This window comes from Micromonospora sp. SL1-18 (genome assembly GCF_047921505.1).
Taxonomy (GTDB): Bacteria; Actinomycetota; Actinomycetes; order Mycobacteriales; family Micromonosporaceae; genus Micromonospora.
This window is the reverse complement of sequence record NZ_JBLROA010000005.1, coordinates 14,513-29,528: the sequence shown is the minus strand read 5'-3', so window position 1 is coordinate 29,528 and position 15,016 is coordinate 14,513. Positions and strand designations below refer to the sequence as shown.

Here is a 15,016-nt window from a genome sequence, read left to right as displayed (position 1 = left end):
GACACCCCGGCGTCGAAGCCGGGCACCAGCCGACCCGCACGTCGTCCTGATCCGTTGTCAGGAGTCACGCTGAACTCGAAGAATTCGTAGCAAACCAGAGGCAGACCTGCTGTGGCAACCCTCGTGACCAGCGGATATGGTGGCCAGGAAGGTGACGACCGCACCGACGCTGTGGTACGCGAGGGGAGGGTCAGCGAGCGAGTCGGCGTGCCGCCTCGGCCGACTGCCAGCTGCGCAGGGCCCGCTTGATGCGCCGGTTCTCGTCGCGTGCCTCGTCCCGCTCCTCGGTGCGCCGATGCAGCTCGAAGGCGAGCCGGTGCAGCAGCGCGCCGTCACCTGAGCACTGGCGGCCGCCGGCCGGTCCGTCTCAGTCGTCGTCTCGTTCGCCTCAGTTCGCATGGGGTCGGCGAAGGCCGATAACCTGTGCCGCATCCTGCTGGCGGCTCTGCCCGGACTAGCCCATACAGCGACTCACGGACCTTACAAGCGAGGGGTCGCAGGTTCGAAACCTGCCGCGCCCACCACCACCGCGGTTGTCACAGGCGATGGATGGAGCACCTGCTCCTCCAGCCCAGACGGGGCTCGGGGCGGGGCAAGCCCGGTGCGACAGGGCAGCGACGCGAGTTGCCCGGGCCGGGCATCGTGGGGGACATGCCCGAACATCGGTGGAGCCCGTGATGAGTCGTGACCGCTCCGGATCGATGCGGCCAGTGGTGCTGCGGCTGCCGTTCCAGGGGACCTGGATCATCGAGAACAGTCCGGCCCGTCGGGTGCCGAGTCACGGCACCCATGCCTTCGGCGCGAGCCACGCCATCGACTTCGTCGCGGTGCGCGGCGGACGGACGGCGCCGGTGCGGGATTGGCGCAGCCTCCTGTCGGTCGAACCGGTGGACCGGTTCTACGCCTTCGACCAGCCGATCGTCGCACCCGCCGGCGGCCGGGTCGTGTCGGCCCAGGACGGCGTGCCGGACCTGGTGGCCCGGCGTTCGCCCCTGGCCCGAATACCGTACGCGGTGACCCAGGCGTCGAGGGCCCGGCAGGGTGCTCGGGGGCTGGCCGGTAACCACGTGATCCTCGAACTGGGCGACGGCGGGCCGTACCTGGTGGGTGGCGCACATGCGGTGCGGCACGGTGGCGGTGCGGCCGGGCGAGCTGGTGGCCGCCGGTCAGCCGCTGGGCCGGTGCGGCAACTCGGGGAACTCGACCCAGCCCCACGTGCACGTTCAGGTCATGGACGACGTCGACCCATTCCGGGCAGTCGGCGTACCGATTGTCTTCCGCGACTAACGCGTCCGTCGTCGCGACGGTGCCGAAGAGTTGGTGCGGACCGGCGTGCCGGACAACGGTGACATCGTGGCGACGCTCACCCACCCGGTTGACGGGCCGAGCGGGCGGGCCGGCTAGGCGGGGTGCTGGCGATGCGAAGAGGGGTGCGGGGAGTCCTCGTGGGTCGAGGCGAGGAGTGCCGCGTCGCGCTCGCCAACCGGCACCTGCGGTCGGAGTTCCTGGTCCGGGAGGTGCTGTTCACCGAGACCACCGCCGATGCCTGGACCGTGCTGCGCCGATTCCCGTTGGCCGGTACCGGACGGACGTAGGGGAGGCGCCACCCCCTCCAGCGGGTGGCAGGCCCTGTGCTGGCCGGTCCCGGGCGTGACCTTGCCCACCCCGCCTCGGGGCGTACGCGTAGGGGCAGCTCATCCGCCGTTACCCGCGGTTAAAGTGAAGGCGCGAAGTCGCTTCCCGATCGGGGTGCGGCTTTGTAGTGCTTCACGGGATCCGTGGAGCCCAGCCGTCCCGACGTTCTCCGGGCCAACCGAATCGGGACGACTGCAACCCCCACCGCCCGACCGGTGCGTCCGGCGGGCCAACCCGGAACGGAGTAAGTCCACGCCATGAGCGTGACTCTGCAGGAACCCGCTGCCCCGGTCGAGTCGGCGGTACCCGCCGAGCGCGACCGCCTCGACCGCTTCTTCGAGATCACCCGCCGGGGCTCGACGGTCAAGCGCGAGGTGCTCGCCGGAATCACCACCTTCGCGACGATGGCGTACATCGTCGTGCTCAACCCGCTGATCATCGGGACCGCGCCGGACAAGGACGGCAACCTGCTCGGCCTCGCGCCGGTCGCCGGGGTCACCGCCCTGGTCGCGGCGGTAATGACGATCATGATGGGGATCGTCGGCCGGGTGCCGTTCGGTGTGGCGACCGGGCTTGGTCTCAACGCCTTCGTCGCGTACGCCGTCGCCTCCCAGATGACCTGGGCCGAGGCGATGGGCCTGGTCGTCATCGAGGGTCTGATCATCACCGTGCTGGTGCTGACCGGCTTCCGGAAGGCCGTCTTCCGGGCCATCCCGGCCGAGCTGAAGGCGGCCATCGCGGCCGGTATCGGCCTGTTCATCGCGCTGATCGGCTTCGTCGACGGCGGTCTCGTCCGGGCCGGCACCGGTGTGCCGGTGCAGCTCGGCGGTGACGGCACCCTGCGCGGCTGGCCCACGGTGATCTTCCTGGTCGGCCTGCTGGCGACCGGCATCCTGGTTGCCCGCAAGGTGAAGGCCGGCGTCCTGATCGGCATCGTGGCCACCACCGTCCTCGCGGTGGTCGTCAACGCCTTCGCCAAGCCCGGCGGGGCCTTCCTCCCCGACGGCAAGCCCAACCCGGGCGGGTGGCGGCTCAACATTCCGGCCCTGCCGGACCCGCTGATCAAGGCACCCGACCTGCACCTGCTCGGCAACGTGTCGTTCGGCGCGTTCGCGCACGTCGGCCTGATGACCGCCCTGCTGCTGGTGTTCACCCTGGTCCTCGCCGACTTCTTCGACGTGATGGGCACGACCGTCGGCCTGGCCAAGCAGGCCGGCCTGACCAACGCGGACGGCACCGACATGCCCCGGCTGGGCAAGGTGCTCTTCGTCGACGGTGTCGCCGCGGTCGCCGGTGGCGCGGGCAGCGCCTCCTCGGCCACCACGTACGTCGAGTCGTCCTCGGGCATCGCGGACGGTGGGCGTACTGGCCTGACCAGCGTGGTCACCGGCGTGCTCTTCCTCGGCGCGCTGCTGCTCACCCCGCTGGTGACGCTGGTGCCGAGCGAGGCCGCCGGCCCGGCTCTCGTCGTCGTCGGCGCGCTGATGATCCGGCAGGTTAAGGACATCGACTTCACCGACGTGGGCATCGCGGTCCCGGCGTTCCTGACCATGACCCTCATGCCGTTCACCTACTCGATCACCAACGGCATCGGCGCCGGCTTCGTGAGCTGGGTGGCGATCCGGGTGGCGCAGGGCAAGGCCCGGCAGATCCACCCGCTGATGTGGGCGGTCTCCGCCGCGTTCGTGGTCTACTTCGGCATCAACCTGGTCAAGGCCGTCACCGGCGTCAGCTGACCGGGCTCTCGTCACGCCCCCGCTGCCCGCGGCCCGAGGCAGCGGGGGCGCGGCGTATCCGGATCATCGGTTAGAGTGCCGTCGCGCGGACACGCGACCGTCGTGGGCGCAGGGGAGATGAGGCCATGCACGCCATGAGCTTCCTCTGCCATGCCCTTTTCCGGGTCGCGCGCTGACTGACCGACCGCGACCCGGGTCACTCCACGACCTTGGAGAATCGCGTGTCTTCTGTCCTTCCCTCCATCGACCTGACCACCGACCGGCTGGTGCTGCGGCCCTGGCCGGCCGAGGAGGCCGCCGCCGTCGTCGCCGGTGAACGCCAGCCGCACTGGGCGGCCGACTTCCCCGCCGAGGGCGACCGCATGATCGCCGGCCTGATCAGCCGGAAGCCCGACGCGCCGCACGGCCACCGCCTGATGATCGAGCGGGAGACCGGCCTGGTGGTCGGTGCCATCGGCCTGAAACTTCCCCTGTTCTGGCCGCCCGCCGACGGGTCGGTCGAGTTCGGCTACGGGGTCGTCCCGTCCCGGCGCTGCCGGGGCTACACCACTGAAGCCGCGCGGGCGCTCGTCGCCTTCGCCCGCACCGTGCCCGGGGTGACGGAGGTCTTCGCCACGGTGAACCCGGCCAACGTGCCGTCCGTCCGCGTGCTGGAGAAGGCCGGCCTGCGCCGGGACGGCGTCGTCGACAGCGACGAGGGCCCGCTGCACCGGTACGTCGCCGAGTAGCACCGGCCCGACAGCTTCGGGTGCGTTTGTTGTCGCCCCGCGACAACAAACGCACCCGAAGACGCGAGGAGCCGCCGTCCTCGTTGTACGGGTACGCGGAGCGACGGGAGGGATATGAGCTACGCCGACGTCAACGGGGTACGTCTCTGGTACGAGGTCCACGGGCCCGGCCGGCCGCTGATGCTGCTGCACGGCGGGTACGGGTCGGCCGAGATGTTCACCCCGATCCTGCCCGCGCTCGCCGCCCGCCGGCAGGTGATCGCGGTCGACCTCCAGGGCCACGGCCGCACCGCCGACGTCGACCGCCCGCTGCGGTACGAGTCGATGGCCGACGATGTCGACGCGCTGCTGCGCCACCTCGACCTGCCCGAGGCCGACGTGTTGGGCTACTCGCTCGGCGGCGGGGTGGCCCTGCGTACCGCGATCCAGCATCCTGACCGGGTCCGCCGCCTGGTGCTGGTCTCCACCCCGTTCCGGCAGGGTGGCTGGTACCCGGAGGTGCTGGCCGCGATGGCGGCCCAGGACGAGCGGGTGGCCGAGCAGATGCGCGGCACCCCGCCCCACGAGCTGTACGAGCGGGTGGCGCCGCGCCCGCAGGACTGGCCGGCACTCTGGGCGAAGACCGGTGAGCTGCTACGCCGCGAGTACGACTGGTCCGCCGAGGTGGCGGCCCTCGCCCTGCCGGTGCTGCTGGTCTATGCCGACGCCGACTCGATCCCGGTCAGCCACATGGCGGAGTTCTTCGGGCTGCTCGGCGGCGGGCACCGGGACCCCGGCCCGGACGGCGCCGACCGCCCGGCGTCCCGGCTGGCCGTGCTGCCCGGGCTGACCCACTACGACGTCGTCGCGTCACCGGCGCTGCCCGCCGCCGCCCTGCCGTTCCTCACCCACGAGGTCCGCGCACCGGCCTGATGCCCCCGTCGGGCCTGACGAAAATTGTCCGGGAAGACAGCAGCTGGGCCGCCAACGATCGTGATCCCGTAGCGGGTGGTCAGGGGAGCCGGCGGACGAGCCAGCGCAGCAGGGCGTCGCCCTGGGTGCGCTGGAACGCCCGTACGGTGGGGATGCCGGGCGGTGCCGGGAGGCGGGATCCGTCGAGGAAGAACCCGGTGAACCCGGCCAGCACGCCGGTCAGGTCGGCCGGGTCCACCCCGGCGGCGAGCGGCAGGTCGCGCAGCAGCGCCTCGGGGTCGTGCCCGCCGTACACCTGGACGTTGACCAGGATCATCAGGCTGTCCAGCCAGGCGGGCCCCCGGCAGGCCCACGGCCAGTCCACCACGCTGACCGTGCCGTCCGGGCCGATCAGCAGGTTGTCGGCGCGGATATCCAGGTGGCACAGTGTCGCGCCGGCCAGTGCTGCCAGGCCCCGGTCGGCGGCGGCGCGCAGCTCGGGCAGCCGGGTCCGGGCCCACGGGTCCAGGTCGGCCGGCGGGTCCGCGGCGATCCGCCGCCAGCCGGCGAAGTCCGCGGCGAGCTGCTCGGCCGCCGTGGGCGCCGCCGCGATCGACGCCGGCGTGAGCGCGTCGGCCATCGTCTCCAGGGTGGACAGCACGGCGGTCAGCTCGCCGGCGTCCCAGGGGGTCACCGGGTGCCGGCCCTCGACGTCGGTGAAGACCAGCGCCACCCAGTCACCGTCGTCGTAGCTGCCGAGCAGCCGGGGTGCGGGCACGGTCGGCGGCAGCGCGGCGGCGATCAGCGCCTCCGTGCGGTGCAGCCGGGGGCTGCGGTCGTTCTGCGCCGGGCTGACCGCCTTGACGAAGGCTCGCCGGCCGCCGGCGGTGCGTACCCGGTCGGCGGTGCCGGGGGAGAAGCCGCCCTGCTGCGAGACGGCCTCCACCACCCGGTCACCGAGGATCTCCTCGACCGCGGCCCGGACCGGGCCCGGCAGGTCGCTCCAGCGGATCCGGCTCTTCGTCGCGCTCGTCACCGGTCCACCGTGCGGCGAGGAGCCTGCCCGGGGCAATCCGATTACCGGGCCGGGACGGTGTAGCGGAGGAGGACGAGCCCACTGTCGAAGGGACGCGCCTCGACCAGGGTGAACCGGTGCGGGGCAAAGCCCCGGTCGGTCAGCGGGATGCCGCTGCCGACCACGATCGGGTTCAGCTTGACCACCAGTTCGTCCACCTCGTCGAGGAGCTGGCCGGCGAGCTGCCCGCCACCGCAGAGCCAGATGTCCCCGCCCGGCTGCCGCTTGAGCCCCCGGACGAAGGCCACCGGGTCGCTGTCGACGATCTCCACCTGCGGATCGTCGGACGGCGGCAGCGACCGGGAGAAGACGTACTGCTTCAGGTGGGCGTACGGGCTGGTGACGCCGGCTTTCAGCGCCGGGTCGTAGGTGCCCCGCCCCATCACCAGCGCGTCGAAACGGCCCGTGGGCGACTCGATGCCGAGCTGGGGATGGGCGAACGTGGGGAAGGTCTGGGGCCATTCGGCGACCAGGTGGGCCACCACGTCCGGCTCCAGCGGGAAGAAGTCGTAGGACCCGTCGGGGGCGGCGATGAAGCCGTCGAGGGTGCTGGCGACGTAGTACACGAGCTTGCGCAAATCAGCTCCGAGGTTCGGGCAAAACCACGACGGCTGTCGTGGTCAGATCGAATCTACAACACCTGTCGTGGTTATTGCTAGGGTTTCTCCGTGGCCAGGAATCCGGAACGACGCAAGCTTCTCGCCGACGCCGGGCTCCGCGTGCTCGCCGCGTCCGGCCCGCGGGGGCTCACCCACCGGGCGGTCGACGCCGAGGCCGGCGTGCCGACCGGGACCGCCTCCAACTACTTTCCGTCCCGGGCCGCGCTGCTCGCCGCGCTCGCCGAGCGGATCTTCGAGCGGATGGCGCCCGACGCGGCGGTCCTGGCCGACCTCGGCCGGCGCGAACCGTCCATCGCCCTGGTGACCGAATATCTGCGCTACGTCGTCGAGCGGACCACCCGCGAGCCGGACCTCACCCGGGCGCTGTTCGAGCTGCGGCTGGAGGCGTCCCGACGGCCCGAGCTACGTCAGGCCCTCGGCGACGTGCTCCGCCGCGGGTACGCCGACAACGTCGCCTTCCACGTCGCGGCCGGGCTGCCCGGCGGCGCGTTCGAGGTGTCCCTGCTGCACTACGCGGTGGACGGGCTTCTGCTCGACCAGCTGACCACCTCGATCGACGCCGGGTTCGACATCGACCAGGTGGTTTCCGCCCTGGTCTCCCGGCTGGTCGGCGGGGGCGGCTGACCGCTACCCCAGGTATGTCCGTCAGCGCAGCGGGAATCCGGCCCAGAACGCACCTGGGGAGGGGCAGCGGATGACGGATGGCGCCGGACTGACCATCGGCGTGCTCGGTTCGTACGGCGGCCGCAACCTCGGCGACGAGGCGATCCTCACCGGTCTCCTGTCCGACCTGCGGCGCCTGGAACCGAATGCCCGGATCATCGTCTTCTCCCGGAACCCGGCGCACACCGCGCTGGCCCACCCGGACGTGGAAGCGGTGCCCTGGGAGGGGGTCAGCCGGGCCGACTCGTCGCTGATCCTGGCCGACCTCGACCTGCTCATCCTGGGTGGCGGCGGCATCCTCTACAACCGCGAGGCCCGCCGTTACCTGCGGGTTGTCCGGGTCGCCCAGGAACGCGGGCTGCCGCTGCTCACGTACGCGGTCGGCGTCGGTCCGCTCAGCGACACCGTGGACACCGGGATGGTGCGGGAGACCCTGGCCGGGGCGACCGAGGTGACCGTACGGGACCAGGAGTCCCGGATGGTGCTGGAGGAGGCCGGCCTGCTGAACCCGATCACCGTCACCGCCGACCCCGCGTTCCTGCTCGAACCCGACGACTTCCCGGAAAGCTGGTTGCGCGAGGAGGGCGTCCCGGCGGGCAGACGGCTGATCGGGCTGAGCGTGCGCGAGCCGGGCCGGGCCGCGGAGCGCCTCGACGTCGACGGCTACCACCGGCTGCTCGCCCAGATCGGCGACTTCCTGGTGCACCGGATCGACGCGTACGTGCTCTTCGTCCCGATGGAACGCGACGACATCCGGCACTCGCACGGGGTGATGTCACACATGACCACCGCCGATCGGGGCCGGGTCCTGAATGGCGACTACACACCCCGGCAGATTCTCGGCCTGATGCGCCACTTCGACCTGGCGGTCGGCATGCGGCTGCACTTCCTGATCTTCGCCGCCATGGTCGGTACGCCGTTCCTGCCCCTGCCGTACGCCGGCAAGGTCTTCGACCTGGCACAGCGGCTCGGGGTGCCGGCGCTGCGGGGGGTGGAACGCGAGGTGGAGGGCCCGCTGCTGGCCGAGGTGGACCGGCTGTGGGACGAGCGGGAGGCGCGGGCCGAGGAGACCGCCCGGCTGGTGGCCGAGGCGTGCGACCAGGCGCGGGCCACCTCCCAGGTCACCCGGGGCGTGCTGGACAGCATCCGGTCGCGGTCCCTGGTCCGGGCCGCCGAGGTGCAGGTCCCCCACTGAGGCCGGTTCAGACCGCCGGACCGCGCCAGGTGTAGATCCAGGGCCGGCCGCCCCGGTGGTCGTCCGACTCCAGCTCGTAGATCTGTGCCTCGGCCAGCCCCTCCGCGCCGAGGTGGTGGTGGGTCAGCGGCGGACGACCGTTGCTGTCCAGCTCGACGGTGACCGTTTCGCCGTCGGCCGTGCCACCCACCAGGGGGATCTGCGCCGTGGAAGCCATGCGCCCATCCTGCCCTCGAGATCGCCGGCCCGCAGCCGATAGCGGGGCAGCGGGCCGGCCGTCCTCGGACTAGGGTCCGGGAATGGCGGACGTGACGATCGACCCCACGCTCGGTCCGGTCCTTGCCCGCACGGGCGACGAGCGGGCCGTACTCGAATCGTTCCTCGACTTCCACCGGGCCATCGTGCTGCGCAAGGTGCGTGGCCTCTCCGACGCGGACGCGAGCCAACGCTTGGTGCCGTCCCTCACCACCCTCGCCGGCCTGCTCAAACACCTGGCCCTGGTGGAGCAGAACTGGCTGGCCCGACTGTTCGCTCCCGAGCCGGGCGACGTCTACATCACCTCGGAGGCGGAGGCCGAGGCGAGCTTCACCCTCGACCCCGCCGACACCGTCGAGACCCTCACGGCGGTGTACGAGGCGGCCTGCGCCCGGTCCCGGGCGATCGCCGCGCGGTTCGACCTGGACCACGTGGTGCCGCACCCGCAGCTCGGTGAGGTGTCGCTGCGCTGGGTGCTGGTCCACCTGATCGAGGAGACCGCCCGGCACGCCGGGCACGCCGACATCCTCCGCGAGCTGACCGACGGCGAGACCGGGGCGCTCTGACCGGCGTCAGTCGCGGGGCGCTCTGACCGGCGTCAGTCCCGGGCAGCAGGCCGGCGTCAGTCCCGGGGCAGCAGGCCGGGCGGATACTCCATCCCGTCGTGGGTGCACGCGGCGGCGGCCACCCGGGCCGCGTACCGGGCCGCGTCGAGTGGGGAGGCGCCGCGCAGCCGGGCGGCGATCAGACCGGCCGCGAAGGCGTCACCCGCGCCGTTGGTGTCCACCACCGGGGCGGGCGGGGTCGCCGCGGGCACTTGCGCCGGCGGGCCGTCCACCCCGTGCAGGGTCGCGCCGGCCGCCCCGCCGGTCACCAGTACCGTCCGTGGCGCCAGCCCGGCTGCCACCTTCCCGGCCCGGTCGCCGAGCCGGACGCCGCTGACGAAGACCAGGTCGGCCGCCTCGGCGAAGGGCCGGTGGTAGTCGTTCTCGCCGTCCCAGTCGTGCAGGTCGGTGGAGAGAGCCACGCCGGCGCCGAGACCGGCGCGCAGCGCCGGCAGCGCGTCCCGGGCCCAGTCCATGATCGACACGTGCACGTGTGCCGCGTCCCGCACCAACGCGGTCAGCTCCGCCGCCGGGAACGGCGCCGGGCCCGCCCACGGTCGCGGGTCGTAGAGGGACATCCGGCTGCCGGCCGGGTCGACCAGGTTCACCGACCGGCGGGTGCCGGCCGGGGCGTCGGCCAGCACAGTCCGTACCGAGGTGCGGGCCAGCGCCGCCCGGACCACGTCGCCGGCCGGATCGGCGCCCAGCACGTCGACCAGCGCCACCCGCAGGCCGAGGGCGTGCGCGGCGAGCGCCACGCCGGCGCCGGTGCTGCCGATCCGCAGCTCGACCGGGGGTACGGTCAGCGAGTCGGCGGCGGGCAGCGGAAGCGCGGGAACCTGGGCGCGGATGTCGACCCCCAGGCCACCGATCACGAGCAGATCGACCACGCCGTCGACAGTAGCCGCCCGGGGCCGCCTATCCTGGCGCCGAGCGTCGTCGAGGGAGAGTGCGTGCTGGTCATCCACGGGCTGTGGCTGCCCGGTGCCGGGCTCGCTGTCTGGGCCGAGGACAGCACCCGGCCGCCCCGCGCCCCCCGACGCCCCGGCCGTGCCCCACGTGAGCGCCCGCACCCCTTCGCCGCCGACCAGGCCAGCCTCGCCGCCGCGCTCGGCGACCCGGCCGCCGAGCCAGCGTCCATGCTGCTCACCCTGCCCACCAGGGCCGGCTCGCCGCTCGACTCGCCGGAACTGGTCCGGACCGCGGTCGGGGAGCCGGTCCGGGGACCGGTCACCCTCGCCGGGTGGCGGGTCCCCGCCCTCGCGTACCCGCCGGACGCCGCGTTCGCGTTGCTCCGGGCGCTGGAGCCGACAGCCGCCGGGGCGGGGGCGAGCCTTCGCCACCTGGCCGAGCTGGCCGACTTCGCCGCCGACCTGGTCGCCCGTGGCCGGGTCCTGCCCGGCGTGGCCGACACGGCCCCCGGATCCGCCCGGCCCACGGCCGCCGGGCCCGACCCGGTGCCACCCCGCGGATCGACCGTTCCCGCGGGCCGGAGCCGGACCCTGCGGGGTGCGGCGGACACCAGGCGGCGCCACCTGCGCCCGGTGGGCGACTCGGACGTGGTGACCGCCTTGGCGGTCTGGCGGCCCCTGCTCACCGGCACGGACGCGGCCTGGGCGCGCTCGCTGGCCCTCGCCCTGCCCCCGGCCGCCCGCGCCGCCGTCGACTGGCAGATCACCCGAGCCGCCGATGACGACCATGCGGCCAACCGGCGCGGCGGCGACGGCGGCGACCGCGCGGCCACCCGGGCCGGCGGCGAGGGCGCGGCCCGAGCGGCGTCGGCCGCTGCCGAGCCGGGGGAGCTCGTCGCCGCGGCGCTGGACGCGCTGACCGACGCGGCCGCCCGGGCCGCCCTGGCCGACATCTCGCTGCACCGCGGCATGCGTCCGGGCGGGCCGGTGCCACGCTGGCTGGCCGCGCTCACCGGGCCGGAGCGCGCCTTCACCGCCGAGCCGGCCGCCCTGGACACGCTCCGCACCGAGCTGGATGCCTGGCAGCGGGACGCCGCCGGCGGCGCGGTACGAGCTGCCTTCCGGCTGGTCGAGCCGGACGTCGATCCGGTGGCCGAGCTGGTCGAGGGTGGTTCCTGGCGGGTCGAGTTCGGCCTGCAACCGGCCGACGAGCCGGGCCTGGTGGTCGACGCGGCGCACGTATGGCAGGGGCCGGCGCCCGCGCTCGCCGGGCGCGGGGTGGACCCGCAGGAGACGCTCCTCGCCGAGCTGGGCCGGGCCAGCCGGCTCTGGCCGGAGCTGGAGGACGCGCTGCGGACCGCCACGCCGGAGGGGACGGAGCTGGACGCGGACGGCGCGCACCGGTTCCTCCGCGAGGGCGCGCCGGTGCTGCACGCGGCCGGTTTCGGGGTGCTGTTGCCGTCCTGGTGGCGGCGGCCCTCGGCACGCCTCGGCACCCGGCTGCGGGCGCGTAGCCGCACCGCCCCGGGTGCGGTCGCCGCCGCCTCCAACGGGCTCGGGCTGGACGCCCTGGTGGACTACCGCTGGGAGGTGGCGCTCGGCGACCAGCCGCTGACCGCCGAGGAACTGGCCTCGCTGGCCGAGCTGAAGTCGCCACTGGTCCGGCTGCGGGGGCGCTGGGTCGAGCTGGACCCGCAGCGGCTCGCCGCGGGGCTGCGGCTGCTCCGCTCGGCCGGTGAGCTGACCGTGGCCGACCTGCTCCGGATGGGCCTGGCCGATGCCGACCGCCCCGACGAGCTGCCGGTGCTGGAGGTGACCGCCGACGGCGCGCTGGGCGAGCTGCTGGCCGGGGCGGCGGAGCGGCGGCTCACCCCGGCCGACCCGCCGCCCGGGTTCGCCGGGATGCTGCGGCCGTACCAGCGGCGCGGGCTGGCCTGGCTGGCGTTCCTCCAGTCGCTCGGGCTGGGTGGGATCCTCGCCGACGACATGGGGCTGGGCAAGACCGTGCAGCTGCTCGCCCTGCTCGCCGGGGATCCGCCGGACGCCGGGCCGACACTGCTGGTCTGTCCGATGTCGCTGGTGGGCAACTGGCAGCGGGAGGCGGCCCGGTTCGCGCCGCAGTTGCGCGTACACGTGCACCACGGGGCCGAACGGGCCCGGGGCGCGGAGTTCGCCGCGGCCGTGCACGCGGCGGACCTGGTCCTCACCACCTATTCGGTGGCCGCCCGGGACGCGTCCGACCTGGCCGGAACCGACTGGCACCGGGTGGTGGTGGACGAGGCACAGGCCATCAAGAACGCCGCCACCCGGCAGGCCGAGGCGGTCCGGTCGCTGCCCGCGCGGCACCGGGTCGCGATCACCGGTACGCCGGTGGAGAACCGGCTCGCCGACCTCTGGTCGATCATGCAGTTCGCCAACCCCGGCCTGCTCGGCCCGGCCGCCACGTTCCGGAAGAAGTTCGCCGAGCCGATCGAGCGGCACGGGGACGCCGAGGTGGCCGAACGGCTGCGCCGGGTCACCGGCCCGTTTGTGCTGCGCCGGCTCAAGACGGACGCGTCGATCATCTCCGACCTGCCCGAGAAACTGGAGATGGAGGTGCTCTGCAACCTCACCGCCGAGCAGGCCGCGCTCTATCGGGTGGTGGTCGACGACATGATGGCGAAGATCGAGTCCAGCGACGGGATGGAACGCCGAGGCCTGGTGCTGGCCACGATGACCCGGCTCAAGCAGGTCTGCAACCACCCGGCCCAACTGCTGCACGACGGCTCGGCACTGCCAGGCCGCTCCGGCAAGCTGGAACGGCTCGAGGAGATCGTCGACGAGGTGCTCGCGGTGGGGGAGAAGGCCCTGCTCTTCACCCAGTACGCCGAGTTCGGTGGGATGCTGCGCGGTCACCTGTCCGCCCGTACCGGCCGGGAGGTGCTCTACCTGCACGGCGGCGTCGGCAAGGCCGAGCGGGACGCCATGGTGACCCGGTTCCAGTCCCCCGACGGCCCGCCGCTGTTCGTGCTGTCGCTCAAGGCCGGCGGCACCGGGCTGACCCTGACCGCGGCGAACCACGTGGTGCACGTGGACCGCTGGTGGAACCCGGCCGTCGAGGACCAGGCCACCGACCGGGCGTTCCGCATCGGCCAGCGCCGCCGGGTGCAGGTACGCAAGTTCGTGTGCGCCGGCACGGTGGAGGAGAAAGTGGCCGCGATGATCGCGGAGAAGCGCAGCCTGGCCCAGCGGGTGGTGGGCAGCGGCGAGCAGTGGGTCACCGAACTCTCCACCGAGACGCTGCGGGAGCTGTTCGCGCTGGAGGCCGGGGTGGTGGTGGAGTGAGCACTTCGGACGACCGCCCCCGGTTCGCGGAGTTCGGGCCGCCCCGCCGGGTGGAGGGCGGCCTGCGGGCGCGCAGCACCCGGGGCGCGATCGGGCGCTCCTGGTGGTCGCGGCGGTTCCTGGAGGTGCTGGAGTCCTTCGCGCTCGGCACCCGGCTCACCCGGGGCCGGGCGTACGCGCGCCGGGGGCAGGTGCTCCGGCTCGACGTCGCTCCCGGACGAGTGACCGCCAGCGTGCAGGGCTCCCGGCCCGCCCCGTATCCGGTGCGGATCGGTTTGGCGGCGTACCCGGACGAGGTGTGGGAGCGGATCGAGGCGGACCTGGCCGGGCAGGCGTTCTTCAGCGCCCGGCTGCTCGCCGGCGACCTGCCGGCCGAACTGGAAGAGCTGTTCGCCGCGGCGGGCGCACCGCTCTTCCCGGCCGACGTGGCCGAGCTGGCGCAGCACTGCGGCTGCCCCGACTTCGCGGTCCCGTGCAAACATCTGGCGGCCAGCTTCTACCTGCTCGCCGAGGCGTTCGACGCCGACCCGTTCCAACTCCTGCACTGGCGCGGCCGGAGCCGGGGCGAACTGCTCGCCCGGCTGCGTACGCTGCGCGGCGCCGCCCCGGCCGCGCCGAGCACCCGCCCCGCCCCGGCGGCGGCGCCGAGCATCCGGCCCGTGCCGGCCGAACGGTCGGCGGCGACGGATGGACCGGACCTGGTCGACGGGCCCGGAGCCGGTGAACCCCCGGTCGCCGGCGCGGGGCGGGTGCTCGGTGGGCTGCCGCCGGCCTCGCTGGCCGACGCGGTGGACCGGTTCTGGCTGCCACCGGTGCCGTTGCCCGACCGGCCACCCACCCTGGCGATCCGGCCGGAGCTGTTGCTGCGTCAGCTGGCCCCACCCGGGGCGGCGATCGGCGGCCCCGGCCTCGTCGAGCGGCTGCGCCGGGCGTACCGGGAGTTCGGCGGTGGACCGGCGACGGACCCGGACGTGTCGGCGCGCTGACCCCGGCCACCCGGCGTTCGGGCGCGAATGGGACGGCCGGGGCGGTCATATCCAGCGCCGCCGGAACCGCCACATCAACCCGGCATTGGCCAGCAGCACCACGGCGCAGATCGCGCCGGCCAGCCGCCCGGCCAGTACGGTCATCGCCGGCAGCGAGGCCCACAGCACGATCGTCAACAGCATCAGGTACCGGCCTCGGCGGGCCCGTGCCCGATCCTCCAGCCGGGCGAAGAATTGCGGGTCGCTCTCCCGCAGATGGCGGGTGATCTGTTCGAACCTGCGCTGATCCTCTTTGCTGAGCATGGCGGTGCTCCCCTCATGGCTTCAGCGGTTCGGCGGCATACCCGAAACGGCGGCGGGTCACGCGCCGGTGCTACCACTACTTTCGATTG

The 15,016-nt window shown here is 73.6% G+C and carries 14 protein-coding genes and 2 pseudogenes; 11 read left to right on the top strand and 5 right to left on the bottom strand.

All coding sequences use genetic code 11. The annotated features are described in order from the left end of the window. Nucleotides 1-1,116: 1,116 nt before the first annotated feature. From ACNAW0_RS03430 to ACNAW0_RS03410, 5 genes are all read left to right on the top strand, one after another. A complete protein-coding gene (locus ACNAW0_RS03430; protein ID WP_416286206.1) occupies nucleotides 1,117-1,287 on the top strand; it encodes a M23 family metallopeptidase in 171 nt (56 codons plus the stop codon). 158 nt (nucleotides 1,288-1,445) lie between these two features. Further along, nucleotides 1,446-1,595 (top strand): hypothetical protein, encoded by a 150-nt coding sequence (locus ACNAW0_RS03425; RefSeq protein WP_416286205.1) that lies wholly within the window; start codon nucleotides 1,446-1,448, stop codon nucleotides 1,593-1,595. A 297-nt stretch (nucleotides 1,596-1,892) separates the two neighbouring features. Beyond that, complete coding sequence (locus ACNAW0_RS03420; protein WP_416286204.1) at nucleotides 1,893-3,371, top strand: NCS2 family permease; 1,479 nt, start codon at nucleotides 1,893-1,895, stop codon at nucleotides 3,369-3,371. A gap of 221 nt (nucleotides 3,372-3,592) precedes the next feature. Further along, entirely contained in the window at nucleotides 3,593-4,099 is a 507-nt protein-coding gene (locus ACNAW0_RS03415) for a GNAT family N-acetyltransferase (protein WP_416286203.1), read from the top strand. Between the two features lie 114 nt (nucleotides 4,100-4,213). Next, on the top strand, nucleotides 4,214-5,011 hold the full coding sequence (locus ACNAW0_RS03410; RefSeq protein ID WP_416286202.1) for an alpha/beta fold hydrolase: 798 nt from the start codon (nucleotides 4,214-4,216) through the stop codon (nucleotides 5,009-5,011). A gap of 79 nt (nucleotides 5,012-5,090) precedes the next feature. Here ACNAW0_RS03410 and ACNAW0_RS03405 read toward each other — a convergent pair whose 3' ends face one another. Continuing rightward, a complete protein-coding gene (locus tag ACNAW0_RS03405) occupies nucleotides 5,091-6,026 on the bottom strand; it encodes an aminoglycoside phosphotransferase family protein (RefSeq protein WP_416286201.1) in 936 nt (311 codons plus the stop codon). Nucleotides 6,027-6,067: 41 nt separating this feature from the next. Next, a complete protein-coding gene (locus ACNAW0_RS03400; RefSeq protein WP_416286200.1) occupies nucleotides 6,068-6,643 on the bottom strand; it encodes a dihydrofolate reductase family protein in 576 nt (191 codons plus the stop codon). A 90-nt stretch (nucleotides 6,644-6,733) separates the two neighbouring features. Here ACNAW0_RS03400 and ACNAW0_RS03395 point away from each other — a divergent pair, with 90 nt between their 5' ends. Continuing rightward, a complete protein-coding gene (locus ACNAW0_RS03395) occupies nucleotides 6,734-7,309 on the top strand; it encodes a TetR/AcrR family transcriptional regulator (protein WP_416286199.1) in 576 nt (191 codons plus the stop codon). Between the two features lie 70 nt (nucleotides 7,310-7,379). Beyond that, nucleotides 7,380-8,543: a polysaccharide pyruvyl transferase family protein gene (locus ACNAW0_RS03390; RefSeq protein WP_416286198.1), complete on the top strand. Its 1,164-nt coding sequence runs from the start codon at nucleotides 7,380-7,382 to the stop codon at nucleotides 8,541-8,543. 7 nt (nucleotides 8,544-8,550) lie between these two features. Here the strand turns inward: ACNAW0_RS03390 and ACNAW0_RS03385 are convergent, their stop codons facing one another. Continuing rightward, nucleotides 8,551-8,760 (bottom strand): hypothetical protein, encoded by a 210-nt coding sequence (locus tag ACNAW0_RS03385; protein WP_416286197.1) that lies wholly within the window; start codon nucleotides 8,758-8,760, stop codon nucleotides 8,551-8,553. An 82-nt stretch (nucleotides 8,761-8,842) separates the two neighbouring features. On the opposite strand from ACNAW0_RS03385, the gene ACNAW0_RS03380 reads away from it, so the two are divergent. Then, the gene (locus ACNAW0_RS03380; protein WP_416286196.1) at nucleotides 8,843-9,364 is read left to right on the top strand and encodes a DinB family protein; all 522 of its coding nucleotides are present in this window, start codon (nucleotides 8,843-8,845) and stop codon (nucleotides 9,362-9,364) included. Between the two features lie 56 nt (nucleotides 9,365-9,420). Here the strand turns inward: ACNAW0_RS03380 and ACNAW0_RS03375 are convergent, their stop codons facing one another. After that, nucleotides 9,421-10,293 carry a carbohydrate kinase family protein gene (locus ACNAW0_RS03375; protein WP_416286195.1) on the bottom strand — a complete coding sequence of 291 codons (873 nt, stop codon included), beginning with the start codon at nucleotides 10,291-10,293 and terminating at the stop codon, nucleotides 9,421-9,423. Nucleotides 10,294-10,356: 63 nt separating this feature from the next. Here ACNAW0_RS03375 and ACNAW0_RS03370 point away from each other — a divergent pair. The 3 genes and pseudogenes from ACNAW0_RS03370 to ACNAW0_RS03360 all read left to right on the top strand — a co-directional run. After that, nucleotides 10,357-11,068 (top strand): annotated as a pseudogene (locus ACNAW0_RS03370) (ATP-dependent helicase); the annotation flags it as partial. A 119-nt stretch (nucleotides 11,069-11,187) separates the two neighbouring features. Continuing rightward, nucleotides 11,188-13,638 (top strand): annotated as a pseudogene (locus ACNAW0_RS03365) (DEAD/DEAH box helicase); the annotation flags it as partial. Continuing rightward, nucleotides 13,635-14,624, top strand: a complete 990-nt coding sequence (locus ACNAW0_RS03360; RefSeq protein ID WP_416286194.1) for a hypothetical protein — start codon at nucleotides 13,635-13,637, stop codon at nucleotides 14,622-14,624. The pseudogene ACNAW0_RS03365 and the gene ACNAW0_RS03360, both read left to right, overlap by 4 nt. Before the next feature lie 45 nt (nucleotides 14,625-14,669). On the opposite strand, the gene ACNAW0_RS03355 is transcribed toward ACNAW0_RS03360, so the two are convergent. Next, nucleotides 14,670-14,927, bottom strand: coding sequence for a DUF3040 domain-containing protein (locus tag ACNAW0_RS03355; protein ID WP_416286193.1), 258 nt, complete (start codon nucleotides 14,925-14,927; stop codon nucleotides 14,670-14,672). Nucleotides 14,928-15,016: the final 89 nt, after the last annotated feature.